The sequence below is a fragment of the Kitasatospora sp. NPDC091276 genome, assembly GCF_040684355.1.
Taxonomy (GTDB): domain Bacteria; phylum Actinomycetota; class Actinomycetes; order Streptomycetales; family Streptomycetaceae; genus Kitasatospora.
Genome location: NZ_JBFBFU010000004.1, coordinates 234891 through 250285 on the forward strand (window position 1 = coordinate 234891; position 15395 = coordinate 250285).

Genomic DNA, 15395 nt, shown 5'->3' on the forward strand with positions numbered 1-15395 from the left:
CCTACCCCCGGGCGGGGTGGGCGCCGCTTCTGTGCGTTCTGTCGGTGTGACCTGGTAGTACTGGGAGCGATGAGCAGCACAGGGGAGACGGAGAACACGGAGAACGGGGCCGAGCCGGAGCAGCTGGCGTTCATCCGGGAGACGGTCAAGCGGGCCAAACCCCGGACGTGGCGCGGCGCCAAGCGGGCCGAGCACCTGCCGGTGGCCCGGGTCGTGGTGGACAAGGGCGTGCTCACCATCGACAAGTTCTTCGACTACGAGGTGCCGGCCGCGATGGCCGAGGAGGCCCGCCCGGGCGCCCGGGTGCGGGTGCGCTTCGGCGCGCGCGTGGTGAAGGGCCAGCGCGAGGGCGGGGAGCTGCACGACGGGTTCATCGTCGCCCGGCTGGAGAAGAGCGACTTCCCCGGCCCGCTCGCCCCGCTCGCCCAGGTGCTGTCGCCCGAGCCCGTGCTCACCCCCCAGCTGCTCCGGCTCTGCCGGACCGTCGCCGACCGCTACGCCGGCACCCTCGCCGACGTCCTCCAGCTGGCCGTCCCGCCCCGCCACGCCAAGGCCGAGGCGGAGCCCTCGCCGCCGGCGCTCCCGCGCCCCCCGGCCCCCGCCCCCGGGGGCTGGCAGCGCTACCCGGCCGGGCCCGACTTCCTCGCCGCGCTGGCCGACGGCGGCTCGCCGCGCGCCGTCTGGGCGGCGCTGCCCGGCCCCGGCTGGCCGTACGAGATCGCGCGCGCCGTCGCCGCCACGCTGGCGGGCGGGCGCGGCGCGCTCGTCGTGCTGCCCGAGGGGCGGTCGGTGGCCCGGGTCGACCAGGCGCTCACCGAGCTGCTCGGCGCGGGGCGGCACGTGGCCCTGGAGGCCGACCTCGGCCCGCGCGAGCGCTACCGGCGCTGGCTGGCGGTGAGCCGCGGCTCGGTGCACGCCGTGATCGGCACCCGCGCCACCATGTTCGCGCCGGTGCGCGACCTCGGGCTGGTCGTCGTCTGGTCCGACGGCGACAACAGCCACAGCGACCCGCGCGCCCCGCACCCGCACGTGCGCGAGGTCGCGCTGCTGCGCGCCGCCGACGAGGGCGCGGCCGTGCTGCTCGGCGGCCACGCCGTCACGGTGGAGGGCGCGCAGCTGGTCAGCACCGGGTGGGCCCGCCCGCTGACCGCCGACCGGGAGACCGTGCGCCGGATCGCGCCGCGGGTGCGGACCGTCACCGACCAGGACCAGCACCGTGACGGCGCCGCCCAGGCCGCCCGGCTGCCCTCGGTGGCCTGGGAGGCCGCCCGGGAGTCGCTGGCCGCCGGGCGCCCGGTGCTCATCCAGGTGCCCCGGCGCGGCTACGTGCCCCGGCTGTCCTGCGGGCGCTGCCGCACCCCCGCCCGGTGCCGGCGGTGCGAGGGCCCGCTGGAGGCGCCCGCGGCCGACGCCGCGCTGAACTGCGGCTGGTGCGGGGAGGCGGAGACGGACTGGCACTGCCCCGAGTGCGGCTCGTTCCGGCTGCGCGCCCAGGTGGTCGGCGCCCGGCGCACGGCGGAGGAACTGGGCAAGGCGTTCCCGCGCATCCCGGTGCGCACCTCCGGGCGGGACGCGGTGCTGGCCACCGTCCCGGACGAGCCGTCGCTGGTGATCTCCACGCCCGGTGCGGAGCCGGTGGTGGACGGCGGCAGCGGGTACGGGGCCGCGCTGCTGCTGGACGGCTGGGCGCTGCTCGGCCGGCCCGACCTGCGGGCCGGGGAGGAGACGCTGCGGCTCTGGCTGGCGGCCGCCGCGCTGGTCCGGTCCGCCGAGGAGGGCGGCTCGGTGGTCGTGGTCGCCGAGCCGTCGGCGCGGCCGGTGCAGGCCCTGGTCCGCTGGGACCCGCTGGGCCACGCCGGGCTGGAACGCGACGAGCGGGCGCAGCTGCACTTCCCGCCGGTGTCGCGGATGGCGTCGGTCAGCGGCAGCCCGGCGGCCGTGGCCGACCTGCTGGGGCTGATCCGGCTGCCCTCGGAGGCGGACGTGCTCGGGCCGGTACCGGCCCCGGCCCTGCGCGGGGAGGAACAGGAGCGCGCGCTGCTGCGGGTGCCGCCCGGGCAGGGGGCGGCGCTGGCGGCGGCCCTCAAGGCGGCGCAGATCGCGCGGATCGCGCTGCGGACGCCGGAGGCGGTACGGGTGCGGGTGGATCCGACCGACATCGGGTGAGGCCGGCGGGGGCGGGGTGAGTGGCCACCCCGCCCCGGATGGCGCTGGTCGGACGGCGGCGTCAGCCGCGCAGCGGGATGCCGGTGCGGTCGACCGGGGTGCGCTCGGGGGCGGTGCGGTCGACCGGGGGGCGGTCGAGGGGGCCGCGCTCCGGGGTGGTGCGGTCGAGCGCAGTGCGGTCGAGGTTGCCGCGCTCCAGGGCGGTGCGGTCGAGGCTGCTGCGGTCCAAGCCGCCCTGGCGGGCCGCCGGGACGGTCGCCGCCAGGCCGACGGACGGCGCGGCGGGCAGCTCCTCCGAGCGGTCCGGGCGGCTCTGGCCCGGGACGGCGCCGCTGGCGGCGAGGAGTTCGCTGGTCGGGCGGCGCATCCCGTACCGGCGGTGCACGGCCTGCTTGGTGACCCCGAGGGCCGAGCCCACCGAGTCCCAGGAGAAGCCCAGCGCCCGGTCGAACTCGACCGCCGCCGCGACCAGGGTCTCCACGCTCTCCCTCAGCTCCTGCGCCAGGCGCACGGTCGGCGCGGGCGCCCGCCCGTACACGACGAAGCCGGCCGACGTGCTGGGTCGGCGCGGACGGTAGACGTTGCCCAACTGGGCGGTGAGCGTCCGCAGCGCGTCGACCTGCCGCCTCACCCGCTCGATGTCCCGCACCAGCAGGTGCAGGCTCGCCCGCGCCCGGGCGTCGTGGTTGATCTGCTCGGCCATGGCCTACGTGCCACCTTCCGTACGGTTCGGCTCGGCCGGGGCGCGGTGTCCCGTGCGCCCGGCCCCGGTCAATCTCACTTGACCAACGCCGAAGCGGGGGCCGGGGTAACGCCGCCGGGCACACTCGGGATATGCCAGAAGCCGGTGCCGGGGTGGGGGAGGGGCGTCCGGGGCCGCGCGAAGCGTGGTGCGAGGGGCGCTGTGAGGGGCGGTGCGAGGGCATGGGCGGCGGGCGCGGTGCGTTGCATAGACTTGCCGGAAACCCGTAGTTGCCCGCAGCCCCGCACCCTCGACGGACAGGAGCCCGTACCCGTGGCGATCCAGCCGATCCGGCTCTTCGGAGACCCCGTCCTGCGGGCCACCGCCCAGCCGGTGACCACGTTCGACAAGGAACTGCGCACCCTGGTCGGCGACCTCACCGAAACCATGCTCAACGCCCCCGGCGCCGGCCTCGCCGCGCCCCAACTCGGCGTCTCCCTGCGGGTGTTCACCTACCACGTGGACGGTGTCACCGGGCACCTGATCAACCCGGACCTGTCGCTGACCGAGGAGGAGCAGGACGGCCCCGAGGGGTGCCTCTCGCTGCCCGGACTGCGCTACGACACCAAGCGCGCCTACGGCGTGGTCGCCAAGGGCTTCACCATGTACGGGGATCCGGTCACCCTGGAGGGCACCCAGCTGCTCGCCCGCTGCATCCAGCACGAGACCGACCACCTCGACGGCATCATCTTCATCGACCGGCTCGACCGCGAGCAGCGCAAGGCCGCGCTGAAGGCGATCCGCGACACCGACTGGGGCGGCGCGCCCGCGCCGGTCGTCAAGGTCTCCCCGCACAGCACGTTCGGCGCCGCGCGCTGAATCCTCTGATCTCCAACGTTCTCTTGCAGAAAGGCACTTGATGCGTCTCGTCTTCGCCGGAACCCCCGAGGTCGCCGTTCCCGCCCTGGACGCCCTGCTCGCCTCCGACCGGCACGAGGTCGTCGCGGTGGTCACCCGCCCCGACGCCCCCGCCGGGCGAGGGCGCAAGCTGGTCGCCAGCCCCGTCGCCCAGCGCGCCGAGGAGGCCGGGATCGAGGTCCTCAAGCCGGCGAAGCCCAGCGACCCGGAGTTCGTCGCCCGGCTCACCGAACTCGCCCCCGACTGCTGCCCGGTGGTCGCCTACGGCGCGCTCCTGCGCCCCGGCACCCTGGAGATCCCCAAGCACGGCTGGGTCAACCTGCACTTCTCGCTGCTGCCCGCCTGGCGCGGCGCGGCCCCCGTCCAGCACGCCGTGCTGGCCGGCGACGAGGTCACCGGCGCGGCCACCTTCCTGATCGAGCAGGGCCTGGACTCCGGTCCGGTCTACGGCGTGATCACCGAGGAGATTCGCCCGACCGACACCAGCGGCGAACTGCTCACCCGCCTCTCGGTGTCCGGCGCGCGCCTGCTCACCGCCACCATGGACGGCATCGAGGACGGCTCCCTGCACGCCCTCCCGCAGCCGGCCGAGGGCGTCACGCTCGCCCCGAAGATCACCGTCGAGGACGCACGCGTCGAGTGGAGCCACCCCGCCCTGCGGATCGACCGCGTGGTGCGCGGCTGCGCCCCGGCGCCCGGCGCCTGGACGGAGTTCCGCGGCGAGCGGCTGAAGATCACCGGGCCGGTGAAGCTGCTGACCGACTCGTCCGCCCTGGCGCCCGGGGAGCTGGCCGTGGTCGGCAAGAACAGCGTGCGGGTCGGGACGGGCAGCCACGAGGTCGAACTCGGGGAGGTCCGCCCGCAGGGGAAGAAGGAGATGCGGGCGGCGGACTGGGCGCGCGGGGCGCGGCTGGAGTCCGGGGAGCGCTTCGGCTCCGAGGGCTGAGGCTCAGGTTTAGCGTTACTGTTCGTCTGATAACCACCGATAACCACCGCAGCACCTTGAGGCACCCTGTGACCACCCCCAGCGCCCAGCGCGCCCCCCGCCCGCACCGCCGCCCGAAGAAGGACCCGGCCCGGATCGTCGCGTTCCGCGCGCTGCGCGCCGTCGACGAGCGCGACGCGTACGCCAACCTGATCCTGCCGTCGCTGCTCCGCGAAGCCGAGCAGAAGGGCATGGACCGGCGCGACGCCGCCCTCGCCACCGAGCTCGTCTACGGCACCCTGCGCCTTCAGGGCACCTACGACGCGATCATCGCCGCCTGCATCGACCGGCCGCTCGGCAAGGTCGACCCGCCGGTCCTGGACGTGCTCTCGCTCGGCGCCCACCAGCTGCTCACCACCCGCATCCCCAGCCACGCGGCGGTCTCGGCCACCGTCGAGCTGGCCCGGGTGGTGCTCGGCGACGGCAAGGCCAAGTTCGTCAACGCCGTCCTGCGCCGGATCAGCGCCCACGACCTGGACGCCTGGATCGAGAAGGTCGCCCCGCCGTACGAGAAGGACGCCGAGGACCACCTCGCCGTCGTCCACTCGCACCCGCGCTGGGTCGTCTCCGCGCTCTGGGACTCGCTCGGCCGCTGGCAGCCCGACGCCTCCGGGCGCAGCGCCCTGGAGGACCTGCTGCGCGCCGACAACGCCCGGCCCGAGGTGACCCTCGTCGCCCGCCCCGGCCGGGTCGACGTCGGCGAACTCGCCGACGCGCTGCCCGAGGCCGAGCCCGGCCGCTGGTCCCCGTTCGCGCTGCGGCTCGCCGAAGGCGGCGACCCGGGCTCGCTGGAGGCCGTCCGGGACAACCGGGCGGGCGTCCAGGACGAAGGCAGCCAGCTGGTCGCCCTCGCCCTGGCCAACGCCCCGCTGGACGGCCCGGACCGGCTCTGGCTGGACGGCTGCGCCGGCCCCGGCGGCAAGGCCGCGCTGCTCGCGGCGCTGGCCGCCGAACGCGGTGCCGGGCTGGTCGCGAGCGAGAAGCAGCCGCACCGCGCGCGGCTGGTCGCCCGGGCGCTGGAGGGCAACCCCGGCCCGTACACGGTGATCACCGCGGACGGCACCCGCCCGGCCTGGCGCTCCGGAGGCTTCGACCGGGTGCTGGTCGACGTGCCGTGCTCCGGCCTGGGCGCCCTGCGCCGCCGCCCGGAGGCGCGCTGGCGCCGCCGCCCCGCCGACGTCGCGGCCTTCGGCCCGCTCCAGCGGGACCTGCTGCGCTCGGCGATCGACGCCACCCGGGTCGGCGGGGTGGTCGGGTACGCGACCTGCTCGCCGCACCTCGCGGAGACCCGGGCCGTCGTGGACGACGTGCTGCGGGCGGAGGGTGGCCGGGTCGAGTGGATCGACGCGCGCCCGCTGCTGCCGGGCGTCCCCGCGCTCGGGGACGGGCCGGACGTGCAGCTCTGGCCGCACCTGCACGGGACGGACGCGATGTACCTGGCGCTGCTGCGGCGGACGGCGTGATCCGGTGATCCGGTGATCCGGTGATCCGGGGGGACTGGGGAGGGCGGTGCGCTCAGCCGGGTGAGGGGGGCTGCGGCCGGGCGGGCGTGGGGCCGGGGAGGTCGGTGAGGAGGGCGTGGGCCTGGGCGCGGAGGCGGTCGACCGGGGGGTCCTCGCAGATCACCTCCAGGCCGAGCCCGCTCGCCTGCCCCCAGTGGTAGTACGACTGGTAGGCGAGGTAGGGGCGGTGGCCGTCGGTGGGGTCCAGCCCGACGGCGAGCGTCGCGAAGTGGGTGCGCTCGTTCTCGGTGCGCTCGAACTCCGTCCGGGAGAGCCGCCATTCGAACTCGTACGGCTCCGGATCGGACGGCAGGTCCAGCAGCGCCTGGGCGAGCCGGCGGACGTCGTCCGGCCCGGCGAACGGGAGCGACTCGGACCAGCGGGGCGCGGCGGCGAGCAGCTCCCAGCCGTCGCCGTTGCGGCTGACGGACAGTGCCCACTCGCCGTCCTGGTCGTGCCAGTGGCAGCTGAGGATCGGATCCATGGTGGTCAACCTCCCTGTGAGGCTTGGCCGTTCGGCTCTCCCCATCGTGGCACACCGGACCGCCGAAGGGATCCGGGCGGCCGGCGGTGGGCGGGGGCGCGTGGGGCTTTCGGGCCGAGGGCGGGGGCCGGGGTGGTCAGTCGGTGGCCGGGGTCGGCGCGGGGTGCCAGGGGCGGTCGGCGCGGGTCGGGCGGGCCGCGGCGGTGAGGCGCAGGGCGTACACCTCGCGGTCGGTGGCCGGGTGCGGGACGGGGCCGAGGTAGTCGTGGCCGGTCAGGTGGCACCAGGCGGGCAGGTCGAGGGGGGCGGCGGGGTCGGTGGTGTGGATGTGCACCACCGCGCCGGCGGGCAGGTCGGCGATCCGGGCGCGCAGTCGCAGCAGCAGTTGGACGCAGAGCAGGCCGGTGCCGTCGACGGTCAGGTCGGGGGCGGGTTCCTGGCCGGGCTGCTGTCCGGGGGTGTGGGTCATGGGGTTGCTGCCCTTCGCGGTGGTGCGGCGGTGCCGGGGTGCATGGGTGCAGGGGTGCAGGGGTGCAGGGCTCAGCCTAGGCGCCGGGACGGTGCGGTACGCGGCGCCGTTCGGGATCTGGCGGTTTCGTAGTCCGACAGTCCGACAGTCCGACGGTTCAACAGTCCGTTAGTCGCGGGCTGTGGCCGCCCCCGGCCGCTGGTCGGGGGCGGTGCCGCCGAGGCGGGCGAGCAGGACGGCGAGGCGGTCGAGGTCGTCGGGGCTCCACTGGTCGGCCGCGAAGAGGTCGGCGGCGACCTTCCGGGCCGTGTACAGCATCTCGGCGAGCCGTTCGCGGCCGGTCGGCGTCAGGGCCGCGTAGGCGACCCGGGCGTCGCGGGCCGCCGCCTCCCGGCTCACCAGGCCGATCCGCTCCAGCGGTGCCAGTCCGCGGGTGACGCCCGAGGCGGTGAGGCCGAGGGCCCCGGCGAGGTCGACCCGGCGCATCCGGCCGCCGGGGGCGTGGCCGAGGTGGAGCAGCAGGGTGAAGTCGGACAGGCTCACGCCGTGCAGGCCGCCGAGGCTCGCGTCGAAGCGCTTGGCCACGGCCGCCTGGGCGCGGACCAGCCGCAGGGCGGTGTCCAGCGGGTCGGGTCGGGTGCCCGGGTCGGCCTGCGGGTCGACCTGTGGGTTCGTGTGCGGGTCGGTGTGCGGATCTGTCATTGCTACCTCCTTGACTACTCAAGCATACCGGTGCGGCGAGCCGTCAAGGAGGTAGCGGGAGGGGGGAGGGGGCTAGCCGGCGTTGGCGGCGCGGCGCTGCCGCTTGCCGAGCGGTGCCTGCGAGAGGTCCTCGGCCTGGGACCGCAGGTTCTTGTAGCCGTAGCCGCGCTCGGCCAGCCAGGCCCGCGCCGCCTGCTCGGCCCGCTCGGCGGCCGCCAGGATGTCCTCCTCCGCCTCGCCCGAGTCGAGGAAGCGGAAGGTGAAGGCGGCCCGCGCGCCGAGGTCGTAGCTGAGGTGTCCCTCGCGGGTGAAGGCCGCGCGCAGCACGTCGTGTTCGGGCGCGCGGGCGAGGAGTTCGGCGTGCTGCTCGACGCTGAGGTCGTCGAAGACGCCGCGCACCATGATGCGGAAGGTTCGAGTGGTCATCCCCCGACCATAGGCAGGACGGGCGGTCGACCGCCAACCCGATTTCGTGCCGCTCGCTGGTCGACAGTGGGTTCCCGGGCGGGACCTAGGCGCGTCTGCCGGGCAGGCGGGTGCAGACGGTGCCGGAGGCGAGCGGGGCCGGTTCGGCCTTGAGGGCGTCGAGGGTGAAGTCGGTGGTGAGGGCGCTGATGTCGGCGGTCTGCCGGATGAGGTAGTGGTTGGCGCCGGGGGCTTCGTAGCGGGCGAGGTCGGGGACGACCGGGCGGGCCCGCAGGGCGTATTCGAGGGACTGGTTGGCGTTGGCGGCGCTGTGGTCGCCGGTGCCGTGGACGATCAGGACGCGCCGGCCGGCGAGGTGGTCGACGGGGTCGCCGCTGGGCAGCCAGGGCGCGATGCCGGCGACGCCGACGACGTTCGGGTGCCCGGCGCACCAGAAGGCGGCGCGCCCGCCGAGGGAGTTGCCGATGAGGACGACGGGTACGTCGCCGTAGCGGCGGGCGAGTTCGTCGAGGGCCCAGCGGGTGTCGACGGCGGTGTCGGCGTCGGCGCCGTTCCAGCCGCTGTAGCGGTAGCGCAGCAGGTGGACGGCGAGGCCGTGCGGGCGTCCGCGGGCGGCGAGTTCGGCGGTGAGGTCGCGCAGGCCCAGTTCGGCGACCTTCAGCGGTCCGCGCCGGCTGCGCAGGAACCCGCCGGGCAGCAGCAGGGCGACGGCGTCGACCCGCCCCGTCCCGTCGTCGCCGAGTCGTGGGGTCAGTTGTGCGGTGCGCGGCCGCTGCGCCTGGAACACGCGAAATCCCTCCCTGGTGTCTACCTGCGGATTCTACGGTTCCGCGGGCGGGCCGCGGTGCGGGTGCGGGGGTCGCAGGGCCCAGCCGGTGGAGCGGGTGCGGGGCCCCCGTGGACTCGGCCTGGCGGGCCGGGGGAGGGCGTTGGGTGGGCGTTGGGTGGGCGGGCCAACTCGCCTGCGGGTGCGAGGCGTTGGGGCGAGGTCAGGAGCGGCGGCCCGGCTGGTCGCCGCCGCCGGTGGAGCGGCTCCGGCCGGAGAGCAGTTCCTGCATGCTCGGGAGCTTCCGGCGCTGCGAGCCGGTCTGCGGGCCGCTCTGAGAGCCGGTCTGCGCGCCGGCGGGCGGGGCGATCGAGCGGCGGGGTTCGGGGGCCGGGCCGAGGCCGGCCTTGGCGGCCGCGTCGGCGAGGAAGTCGGAGGCCTGGCGGCGGGCGTTGTCGACCGTGCGGCGCAGGCTCTCGGCGTCGTTGCGCAGCTTGTCGGTCTGCCGGCGCAGCAGGTCGGTGCGCTGTTCGGCCTCGGTGAGCTGCTTGAGGCTGGCCGCCGCCCGGGCGGCGGCCTCCCGTTCGAGCTCCTCGCCACGTTGCTGGGCTTCGGCGACGATCTGTTGTGCCCGGGCCTCGGCGCGGGCCCGCTGGTCGGCGAGGTCCTGGTCGAGCCGGCGGCGCCGCTGGGCGATGCTGGTCTCGAATTGCAGCGCGACCTGGGCGGCCTGGTCGCGGGTGCGCTGGAACAGCGCGTCCGCCTCCTGCCGGCGGGCGAGGACGTACGGGTCCTCCTCGGCGGCGGGGACGTCCCGGACGGTGGCGTGGTAGCCGGCCGGGGGCCGTTCGGCCTGCTCGGCGAGGTGGAGCAGGCGTTCGGCGACCTGGTCGGCGTGCGGCGGCCGTCGGTCGGGGTCCTTGGCGAGCAGTTCGAGGACGAGGGTGTCGACGTCGGCGGGCAGACCGGGCCGCAGGGTGCCGGGGGCGGCCGGGTGGACCTCGCCGTGCTGGCGGATGAGTTCGTAGAGGGTGCCGCGGAACGGCGTGCGGCCGGTGAGGAGTTCGTACAGGAGGCAGCCGAAGGCGTAGAGGTCGGAGCGGGCGTCGAGGCCGCCGCTGTCGAAGCGTTCGGGGGCCATGTAGGCGGGTGTGCCGACGATGACGTTGGTGCTGGTGATGCCGTCGTCGGCGGTGCCGACCCGGGCGATGCCGAAGTCGACGACCTTGACCTCCCCGGACGACTGGATCATCACGTTGGCCGGCTTGACGTCCCGGTGGACGACGCCGGCCCGGTGGGCGGTGGCGAGGGCCTGGGAGATCTGGACGGCCCAGGTGAGGGCCTGGTGCAGGGGCAGCGGTCCGTCGCCGAGGTGGCGGCTGAGCGGGGCGCCGTCGAGCAGTTCCATGACCAGGAAGTAGAGCGGCCGGCCGGCCTCGTCGTGCCGGCCGAAGTCGTGCACGGTGACGATGGACGGGTGGTTGAGCGCGCCCGCGGTGGCCACCTCGCGGACGAACCGGGCCGCGTCCTTGGGGGTGTTGTTGCTGCCCGGGAGCATCACCTTGACGGCGACGAGCCGTTGGATCCGCGCGTCGCGGGCCTTCCACACCGCGCCGAAGGCGCCCTCGCCGATCTGCTCGACCAGCTCGTACCGCCCGTCGAGTACGTCGCCCGGCTGCATCCCCGCCCCTTTCACGCCCCGGTGCCGCGCCCCGGCCCCCCGGGCCAACCTACCGTCCGTCGCCGGGGCCGGGAGTTTTCCGTTGTCTTTGTTCAGGATCGAGCCAGGCTCTGCGATCATCCGATGATCGTCGTTCGTGCGTGGGCGGCGCTTGACGGGGGAGTGACCGACATGGCCGAGGGGCCCGTGGACAGTGCCGCCGGGGCCGGGCGGGCCCGCAGGTCCGTCCGCCTCGCCAGGGGCGGGTTCGCCATGGACAAGGAGGCCTGGATGGTGGTCTCCGGCGGGGTGCTGGGGGCCATGTTCGCGAGCATGGGCCTGGCCGTGCTGATCGGGCCGTCCCAGGGGTACGGCGGCGAGAGCCTCGACTTCATGGGCATCGTCAGCATCCTCGGCCTGATGCCCTGCGGGGCCGGCCTGCTGTGGGCGCTGCTCCACCCCCGGCGCGGCTTCCCCGCGGTCGCCGTCGGGATCCTGTTCGGGCTCGCCGCGTTCGTCTCCTTCGCCGGGACCGGCCTCAACGACGCCTGGGAGGCGCCGCTGGACCGGCCGTCGTCGATCCGCGCCGTCGGCAGCTGGACCAGCGGGGATGTGGTGGTGCGGGTCCGGCCCGACCAGGTGGTGGCCTACCGCGGCACCACCGGGCAGGTCGCGTGGCGGTGGACGCCGCCGGGCGAGGACTCCGTCTGCGCCATGAGCCGCGGGACGGGCCACGGCCTCGGACTGCTCGGCCACTCCCCGCACGACCGGCCGTGCGCGGCGGTGACGGCGCTCAACCTCGCCGACGGCAAGGCCGCCTGGACCGCCGCGGCGGACGCGCCCGGCCGCGTCGGGGACACGGCGGCGCCCGATCTGCTCGCCGTCGCCGGGGACGAGGCCGTCCTCCAGGAGCGGACCGGCTGGCGCGCGGTGCACCTGGCCGACGGGCGCGCTTCCTGGCGCGGCGACGCGGACGCCGGCTGCTCGCCGTTGCAGGTGGCGGGCGGGGCGGCGGAGGTGGTGACGGTCGCGCAGTGCGGCGACGCCGCGCCGGTGCTGCGGTCGCTGGCCCCGGCGGACGGGCGGGAGCGGACCCGGGTCGCCCTGCCGGTCACGGGCGGGCTGAAGGACGTCGCGGTGGTCTCCACCGAGCCCCTCGCGGTCTGGGTCGACGCGCAGGGCGAGCGGGGGACGCACGCCGTGCTCAGCTTCGACGGGGCGGGGCGGCAGCGGGCGTCGATCCCGGTCGCGGGGGACGAGTACGACCTCGACGTCATGCTGGGCGGCGCCCACGCGTACGACGCGTTCGCCGCCCGCCCGCTGTTCGGCGGGGTGGTCGTCGGCGACCAGCTGATCGTCCCCGGCGAGAAGCCGGACGACGTCCGGATCAGCGGGGGGAAGAACCCCAGCCGCATCGCCACCGGGCGCCTGGTCGCCTACTCGCTCGCCGACGGCGGGAAGCGCTGGACGTCCGGGCTGGACGACCAGGTGACGGGGCTGCTGGTGGACGGCGCGTCGGTGTGGGCGCTGACCCGGGACAAGCTGACCCGGGTCGACGCCGCGACCGGGCGGAAGAGCAGTGAACTGGACGTCAACGACTCCAAGTCCGTCCACCCGGTGGACCTGTCGGTCTCCGGGCCCGGCCGGTTCACGGTGGTGGCGGAGGACGGCACGAGGGACGAGCCGCCGGCCCGGGGCATGGGCTGAGCCGGCTCGGGGCCTGAGCTGAGCCTGCGGGGCGCTTGATCGCCCGTTGTTCGTCACGCTCGGTCACGGCCACGGCCCGGGGGTGCCGCCCCGAGCGGCTGTGTCAGGCTGGTGGGGGAGCACCGCCGAGATCGGGAGGCTCGTGATGGCCGAGATCAGGGTGAACGGGGTGTCGCTGCACTACGAGGCCCGAGGCGAGGGGCCCGGCGTCGTCCTGGTGCACGGCTCGTGGAGCGACGCCGACAGCTGGGCGCGCGTGATGCCGGGCCTGGCCGAGTCGGCCACCGTCGTCGCCTACGACCGGCGGGGCCACAGCCGCAGTGAGGACCCGCTCACCCAGGGTTCGGTCCACGAGGACGCGGCCGACCTGGCCGGGCTGATCGACGGGCTCGGACTCGCGCCGGCGTTCGTCTGCGGGAACTCGTACGGTTCGCTGATCACGCTGCGGCTCGCTGCCGCCCGGCCCGACCTGCTGCGGGGGATCGCCGTGCACGAGCCGCCCGGCGCCGGCATCCTGCTCGCCGACCCCGAGCTGAGGCCGGTCGCCACCGCGCTCGCCGACCGGATCACCGCCGTCCGGGAGCTGCTGGAGCAGGCCGAGTCGGCCGCGGCGGCGGAGCTGTTCGTGGAGACGGTCACCTTCGGGCCGGGGGCCTGGGCGCAGTTGCCCGCGCCGGTGCGGCACACGTACGTGCGCAACGCGCCGACCTACCTGGACGAGCTGCGGGACCCGGACGCCCTGGACCTCGACCTGAACGCCTTGGCCCGCTTCACGGAACCGGCTCTGCTCACGCAGAGTGACAACAGTCCGCCGATGTACGGCGAGGTGCTGGACATCATCGACCTCACCCTGTCGAAGGTGGAACGGCACCTGTACCAGGGCGCCGGCCACGCACCGCACCTGTCCCAGCCGGAGGAGTGGGTGCGGGTGGTGCTGCCGCGCGCCCTGGCGTGAGCCCCCACTCCGGGAGCGCGCCCGGCCCGTTGCGCGTTGGGGCGTAACGGGCCGGGCGCAACGGGCCGACCGCACGCGTCAGTTGGGCGAGGCGCCCCAGCCGTCGTCCGGGAGGGTGCGGTCCGGCTCGGGGCAGTCGGTGTGGTCGTAGCCCCACAGCAGGGCCTTGTCCAGCAGCCAGTCCTCGGGCGGCGGCGCGTCATGGCCGTCGCGGTCCGCGCGGCCGTCGCGGGCCTGGTGACCGTCGTGGTCCGCGTGGCCGTCGCGGTCGGTGAGGACGAACGCCACCCGGACCTCCTCGGCCACCGCCACCTCCAGGGTGCGCTGATCGGGGACGTTCTCGTACGTCACGGTCTCCCAGCGGCAGCCGGCGGCGGTCAGCGCGGCGATCAGGGCCGACTCGGTGACGTGTGTGTCGAGTGTCACCAACCCGCCACCGGCCAGCGGGAGTTCGAGTTCACCGTGCCACACGGGCAGGGACAGCGACTGGAGCCGGCGGCAGTGGCAGAACACCGTCTGCACGTCGCCCCAGCTGAAGCCGTGCGGCCAGCGGGACTCGCGGTGGATCCGCCCGCCGTCCCAGGGATCGCCGTAGTGGGCGGCGAGTTCGGGCAGCGAGGCGTTGTAGCGCAGCCCGTCCGGACCGTCCAGGCCGCCGGTGGCCGCCAGCGCGGTGAGCCGCGCGAGGAAGTCCGTCACCCCAGGCATCCGCGCACCGCCTCGATCAGCCGGTTGGCGCGGGCGTCGCCGTGGCCGATCATCCGGTTGGCGACGTAGCCGAAGCCGACGCCGAACTCGTCGTCCCCGAAGGCGAACTGGCCGCCCGCGCCGTCGTTGCCGAAGCTGCGCGCGCCCAGCAGCGGGCGGAAGGCGGGGGAGTCGAGCAGCAGGCCGGAACCCCAGCGGGCGCCCATGTCGAAGCCCAGGAAGCCCGCACCGGAGGAGACTTCGCGCACCGCGTCGGTGACGGTCTCGTGCGAGAGCAGGCGCGGGCCGCCGTCCAGGCCGGTGGCGGCCGCCGCGTACAGCCCCGCCAGCCCGGTGGCGGAGGCGACCGCGCCCGCGCCGGGCAGCTCGATCGCGTGCAGGGCCGGGTCGTTCCAGCCGTGCGGCACGTCCAGGCCGGGGAAGACCAGGGCGCCGTTCATCGTCACGATCCGGGTCAGCAGGTGCTCCGGGCCGGGCATCGGACGGCGACCCTCCGCCTCCACCAGCCGGGCCAGGCGCGGGAGTTCGCTCTCCGGCAGGCCGATCCGGACCGGCAGGCCGAGCGGTTCGGCGATCTCCTTGCGGAGGAACTCGCCCGGCGTGAGCCCGGTGATCCGGCGGATCACCTCGCCGACCGCGAAGCCCAGGACGTGGCCGTGGTACTCGTAGGCCGTGCCGGGCTCCCAGAGCGGCTCCTGGGCCTCGATCGCGCGGACGACGGGAGCCCAGCCGGCGATCTCCTCGAAGGAGAGCACCGCGTCCAGGGCCGGGATGCCCGCGCGGTGGCCGAGGACCATGCGGGTGGTGATGTCCTGCTTGCCGTGGCGGGCGAACTCGGGCCAGTAGCGGGCGATCGGCGCGTCGAGGTCGAGGCGGCCCTGCTGGGCGAGCAGGTGGGCGCTGATGCTCACCGCGCCCTTGGCGCAGGAGAAGACCGGGACGAGGGTGTCCTGCGTCCAGGCCCGGCCGGTGCGTTCGTCGGCCGTCCCGCCCCACAGCTCGACCACCTTGCGGCCGCCGGAGAACACCGTGACGGCGGCGCCGAGTTCGGGGAACTCGTCGAAGTTGCGGGCGAAGACGTCCGCCACGGCGCCGAACCGTTCGTCGGTCCAGCCCTGGTACTGCTGCATGGTGTTCCGCCCCGTTCCTTCGTTCACGTGGAGCCGCTGGCCCCAAGATCGTCGACCGGACCACGGTACGGCGTCGGGGCGGTCGCGACGAGGGGTTTTCGTAGGCCGGGTCCTACGGGGCAGGGGGAGTCACGA

General features: G+C 75.4%; 14 protein-coding genes and 1 pseudogene. 6 read left to right on the forward strand and 9 right to left on the reverse strand.

What is annotated here, in order from left to right; translation table 11 throughout:
- Positions 1-69: 69 nt before the first annotated feature.
- Positions 70-2166: a primosomal protein N' gene (locus AB0O19_RS07050; RefSeq protein WP_363618303.1), complete on the forward strand. Its 2097-nt coding sequence runs from the start codon at positions 70-72 to the stop codon at positions 2164-2166.
- Between the two features lie 334 nt (positions 2167-2500).
- On the opposite strand, the pseudogene AB0O19_RS07055 reads toward AB0O19_RS07050, so the two are convergent.
- Positions 2501-2869, reverse strand: a pseudogene (locus AB0O19_RS07055) (hypothetical protein); the annotation flags it as partial.
- Between the two features lie 312 nt (positions 2870-3181).
- On the opposite strand from AB0O19_RS07055, the gene def reads away from it, so the two are divergent.
- The 3 genes from def (at position 3182) to AB0O19_RS07070 (ending at position 6214) form a co-directional block, all read left to right on the forward strand.
- Positions 3182-3727, forward strand: a complete 546-nt coding sequence (def, locus tag AB0O19_RS07060) for a peptide deformylase (protein ID WP_063346750.1) — start codon at positions 3182-3184, stop codon at positions 3725-3727.
- 40 nt (positions 3728-3767) lie between these two features.
- Positions 3768-4712: a methionyl-tRNA formyltransferase gene (gene fmt / locus AB0O19_RS07065; protein WP_363583154.1), complete on the forward strand. Its 945-nt coding sequence runs from the start codon at positions 3768-3770 to the stop codon at positions 4710-4712.
- Positions 4713-4780: 68 nt separating this feature from the next.
- Positions 4781-6214 (forward strand): transcription antitermination factor NusB, encoded by a 1434-nt coding sequence (locus AB0O19_RS07070; protein WP_363618305.1) that lies wholly within the window; start codon positions 4781-4783, stop codon positions 6212-6214.
- 52 nt (positions 6215-6266) lie between these two features.
- On the opposite strand, the gene AB0O19_RS07075 is transcribed toward AB0O19_RS07070, so the two are convergent.
- The 6 genes from AB0O19_RS07075 to AB0O19_RS07100 all read right to left on the reverse strand — a co-directional run bounded on the left by AB0O19_RS07075 (position 6267) and on the right by AB0O19_RS07100 (position 10781).
- Positions 6267-6737, reverse strand: coding sequence for a hypothetical protein (locus AB0O19_RS07075; protein WP_363618307.1), 471 nt, complete (start codon positions 6735-6737; stop codon positions 6267-6269).
- A 136-nt stretch (positions 6738-6873) separates the two neighbouring features.
- Positions 6874-7206, reverse strand: a complete 333-nt coding sequence (locus tag AB0O19_RS07080) for a sulfurtransferase TusA family protein (RefSeq protein WP_363583160.1) — start codon at positions 7204-7206, stop codon at positions 6874-6876.
- Positions 7207-7374: 168 nt separating this feature from the next.
- Positions 7375-7908, reverse strand: coding sequence for a MarR family winged helix-turn-helix transcriptional regulator (locus tag AB0O19_RS07085; RefSeq protein WP_363618309.1), 534 nt, complete (start codon positions 7906-7908; stop codon positions 7375-7377).
- A gap of 72 nt (positions 7909-7980) precedes the next feature.
- On the reverse strand, positions 7981-8334 hold the full coding sequence (locus AB0O19_RS07090) for a DUF6204 family protein (protein WP_363583164.1): 354 nt from the start codon (positions 8332-8334) through the stop codon (positions 7981-7983).
- An 85-nt stretch (positions 8335-8419) separates the two neighbouring features.
- Positions 8420-9121, reverse strand: a complete 702-nt coding sequence (locus tag AB0O19_RS07095; protein WP_363618311.1) for an alpha/beta hydrolase — start codon at positions 9119-9121, stop codon at positions 8420-8422.
- 202 nt (positions 9122-9323) lie between these two features.
- Positions 9324-10781 carry a protein kinase gene (locus AB0O19_RS07100; RefSeq protein WP_363618313.1) on the reverse strand — a complete coding sequence of 486 codons (1458 nt, stop codon included), beginning with the start codon at positions 10779-10781 and terminating at the stop codon, positions 9324-9326.
- Positions 10782-10952: 171 nt separating this feature from the next.
- On the opposite strand from AB0O19_RS07100, the gene AB0O19_RS07105 reads away from it, so the two are divergent.
- Positions 10953-12467 carry a PQQ-binding-like beta-propeller repeat protein gene (locus tag AB0O19_RS07105; RefSeq protein WP_363618315.1) on the forward strand — a complete coding sequence of 505 codons (1515 nt, stop codon included), beginning with the start codon at positions 10953-10955 and terminating at the stop codon, positions 12465-12467.
- Between the two features lie 145 nt (positions 12468-12612).
- On the forward strand, positions 12613-13422 hold the full coding sequence (locus tag AB0O19_RS07110) for an alpha/beta hydrolase (protein ID WP_363618317.1): 810 nt from the start codon (positions 12613-12615) through the stop codon (positions 13420-13422).
- A gap of 78 nt (positions 13423-13500) precedes the next feature.
- Here AB0O19_RS07110 and AB0O19_RS07115 read toward each other — a convergent pair whose 3' ends face one another.
- Positions 13501-14130 (reverse strand): hypothetical protein, encoded by a 630-nt coding sequence (locus AB0O19_RS07115; RefSeq protein ID WP_363618319.1) that lies wholly within the window; start codon positions 14128-14130, stop codon positions 13501-13503.
- The gene (locus AB0O19_RS07120; protein WP_363618321.1) at positions 14118-15260 is read right to left on the reverse strand and encodes a serine hydrolase domain-containing protein; all 1143 of its coding nucleotides are present in this window, start codon (positions 15258-15260) and stop codon (positions 14118-14120) included. The genes AB0O19_RS07115 and AB0O19_RS07120 overlap by 13 nt, the downstream gene beginning before the upstream one ends.
- Positions 15261-15395 lie beyond the last annotated feature (135 nt).

Bases quoted from the DNA above. Each gene is read 5' to 3' on its own strand.
- fmt (WP_363583154.1), top strand. From the start codon at position 3,768: ATGCGTCTCGTCTTCGCCGGAACCCCCGAGGTCGCCGTTCCCGCCCTG.
- AB0O19_RS07110 (WP_363618317.1), top strand. From the start codon at position 12,613: ATGGCCGAGATCAGGGTGAACGGGGTGTCGCTGCACTACGAGGCCCGA.
- AB0O19_RS07050 (WP_363618303.1), top strand. From the start codon at position 70: ATGAGCAGCACAGGGGAGACGGAGAACACGGAGAACGGGGCCGAGCCG.
- AB0O19_RS07120 (WP_363618321.1), bottom strand. From the start codon at position 15,260: ATGCAGCAGTACCAGGGCTGGACCGACGAACGGTTCGGCGCCGTGGCG.
- AB0O19_RS07105 (WP_363618315.1), top strand. From the start codon at position 10,953: ATGGCCGAGGGGCCCGTGGACAGTGCCGCCGGGGCCGGGCGGGCCCGC.
- AB0O19_RS07100 (WP_363618313.1), bottom strand. From the start codon at position 10,781: ATGCAGCCGGGCGACGTACTCGACGGGCGGTACGAGCTGGTCGAGCAG.
- AB0O19_RS07075 (WP_363618307.1), bottom strand. From the start codon at position 6,737: ATGGATCCGATCCTCAGCTGCCACTGGCACGACCAGGACGGCGAGTGG.
- AB0O19_RS07085 (WP_363618309.1), bottom strand. From the start codon at position 7,908: ATGACAGATCCGCACACCGACCCGCACACGAACCCACAGGTCGACCCG.
- AB0O19_RS07090 (WP_363583164.1), bottom strand. From the start codon at position 8,334: ATGACCACTCGAACCTTCCGCATCATGGTGCGCGGCGTCTTCGACGAC.
- AB0O19_RS07115 (WP_363618319.1), bottom strand. From the start codon at position 14,130: ATGCCTGGGGTGACGGACTTCCTCGCGCGGCTCACCGCGCTGGCGGCC.
- AB0O19_RS07080 (WP_363583160.1), bottom strand. From the start codon at position 7,206: ATGACCCACACCCCCGGACAGCAGCCCGGCCAGGAACCCGCCCCCGAC.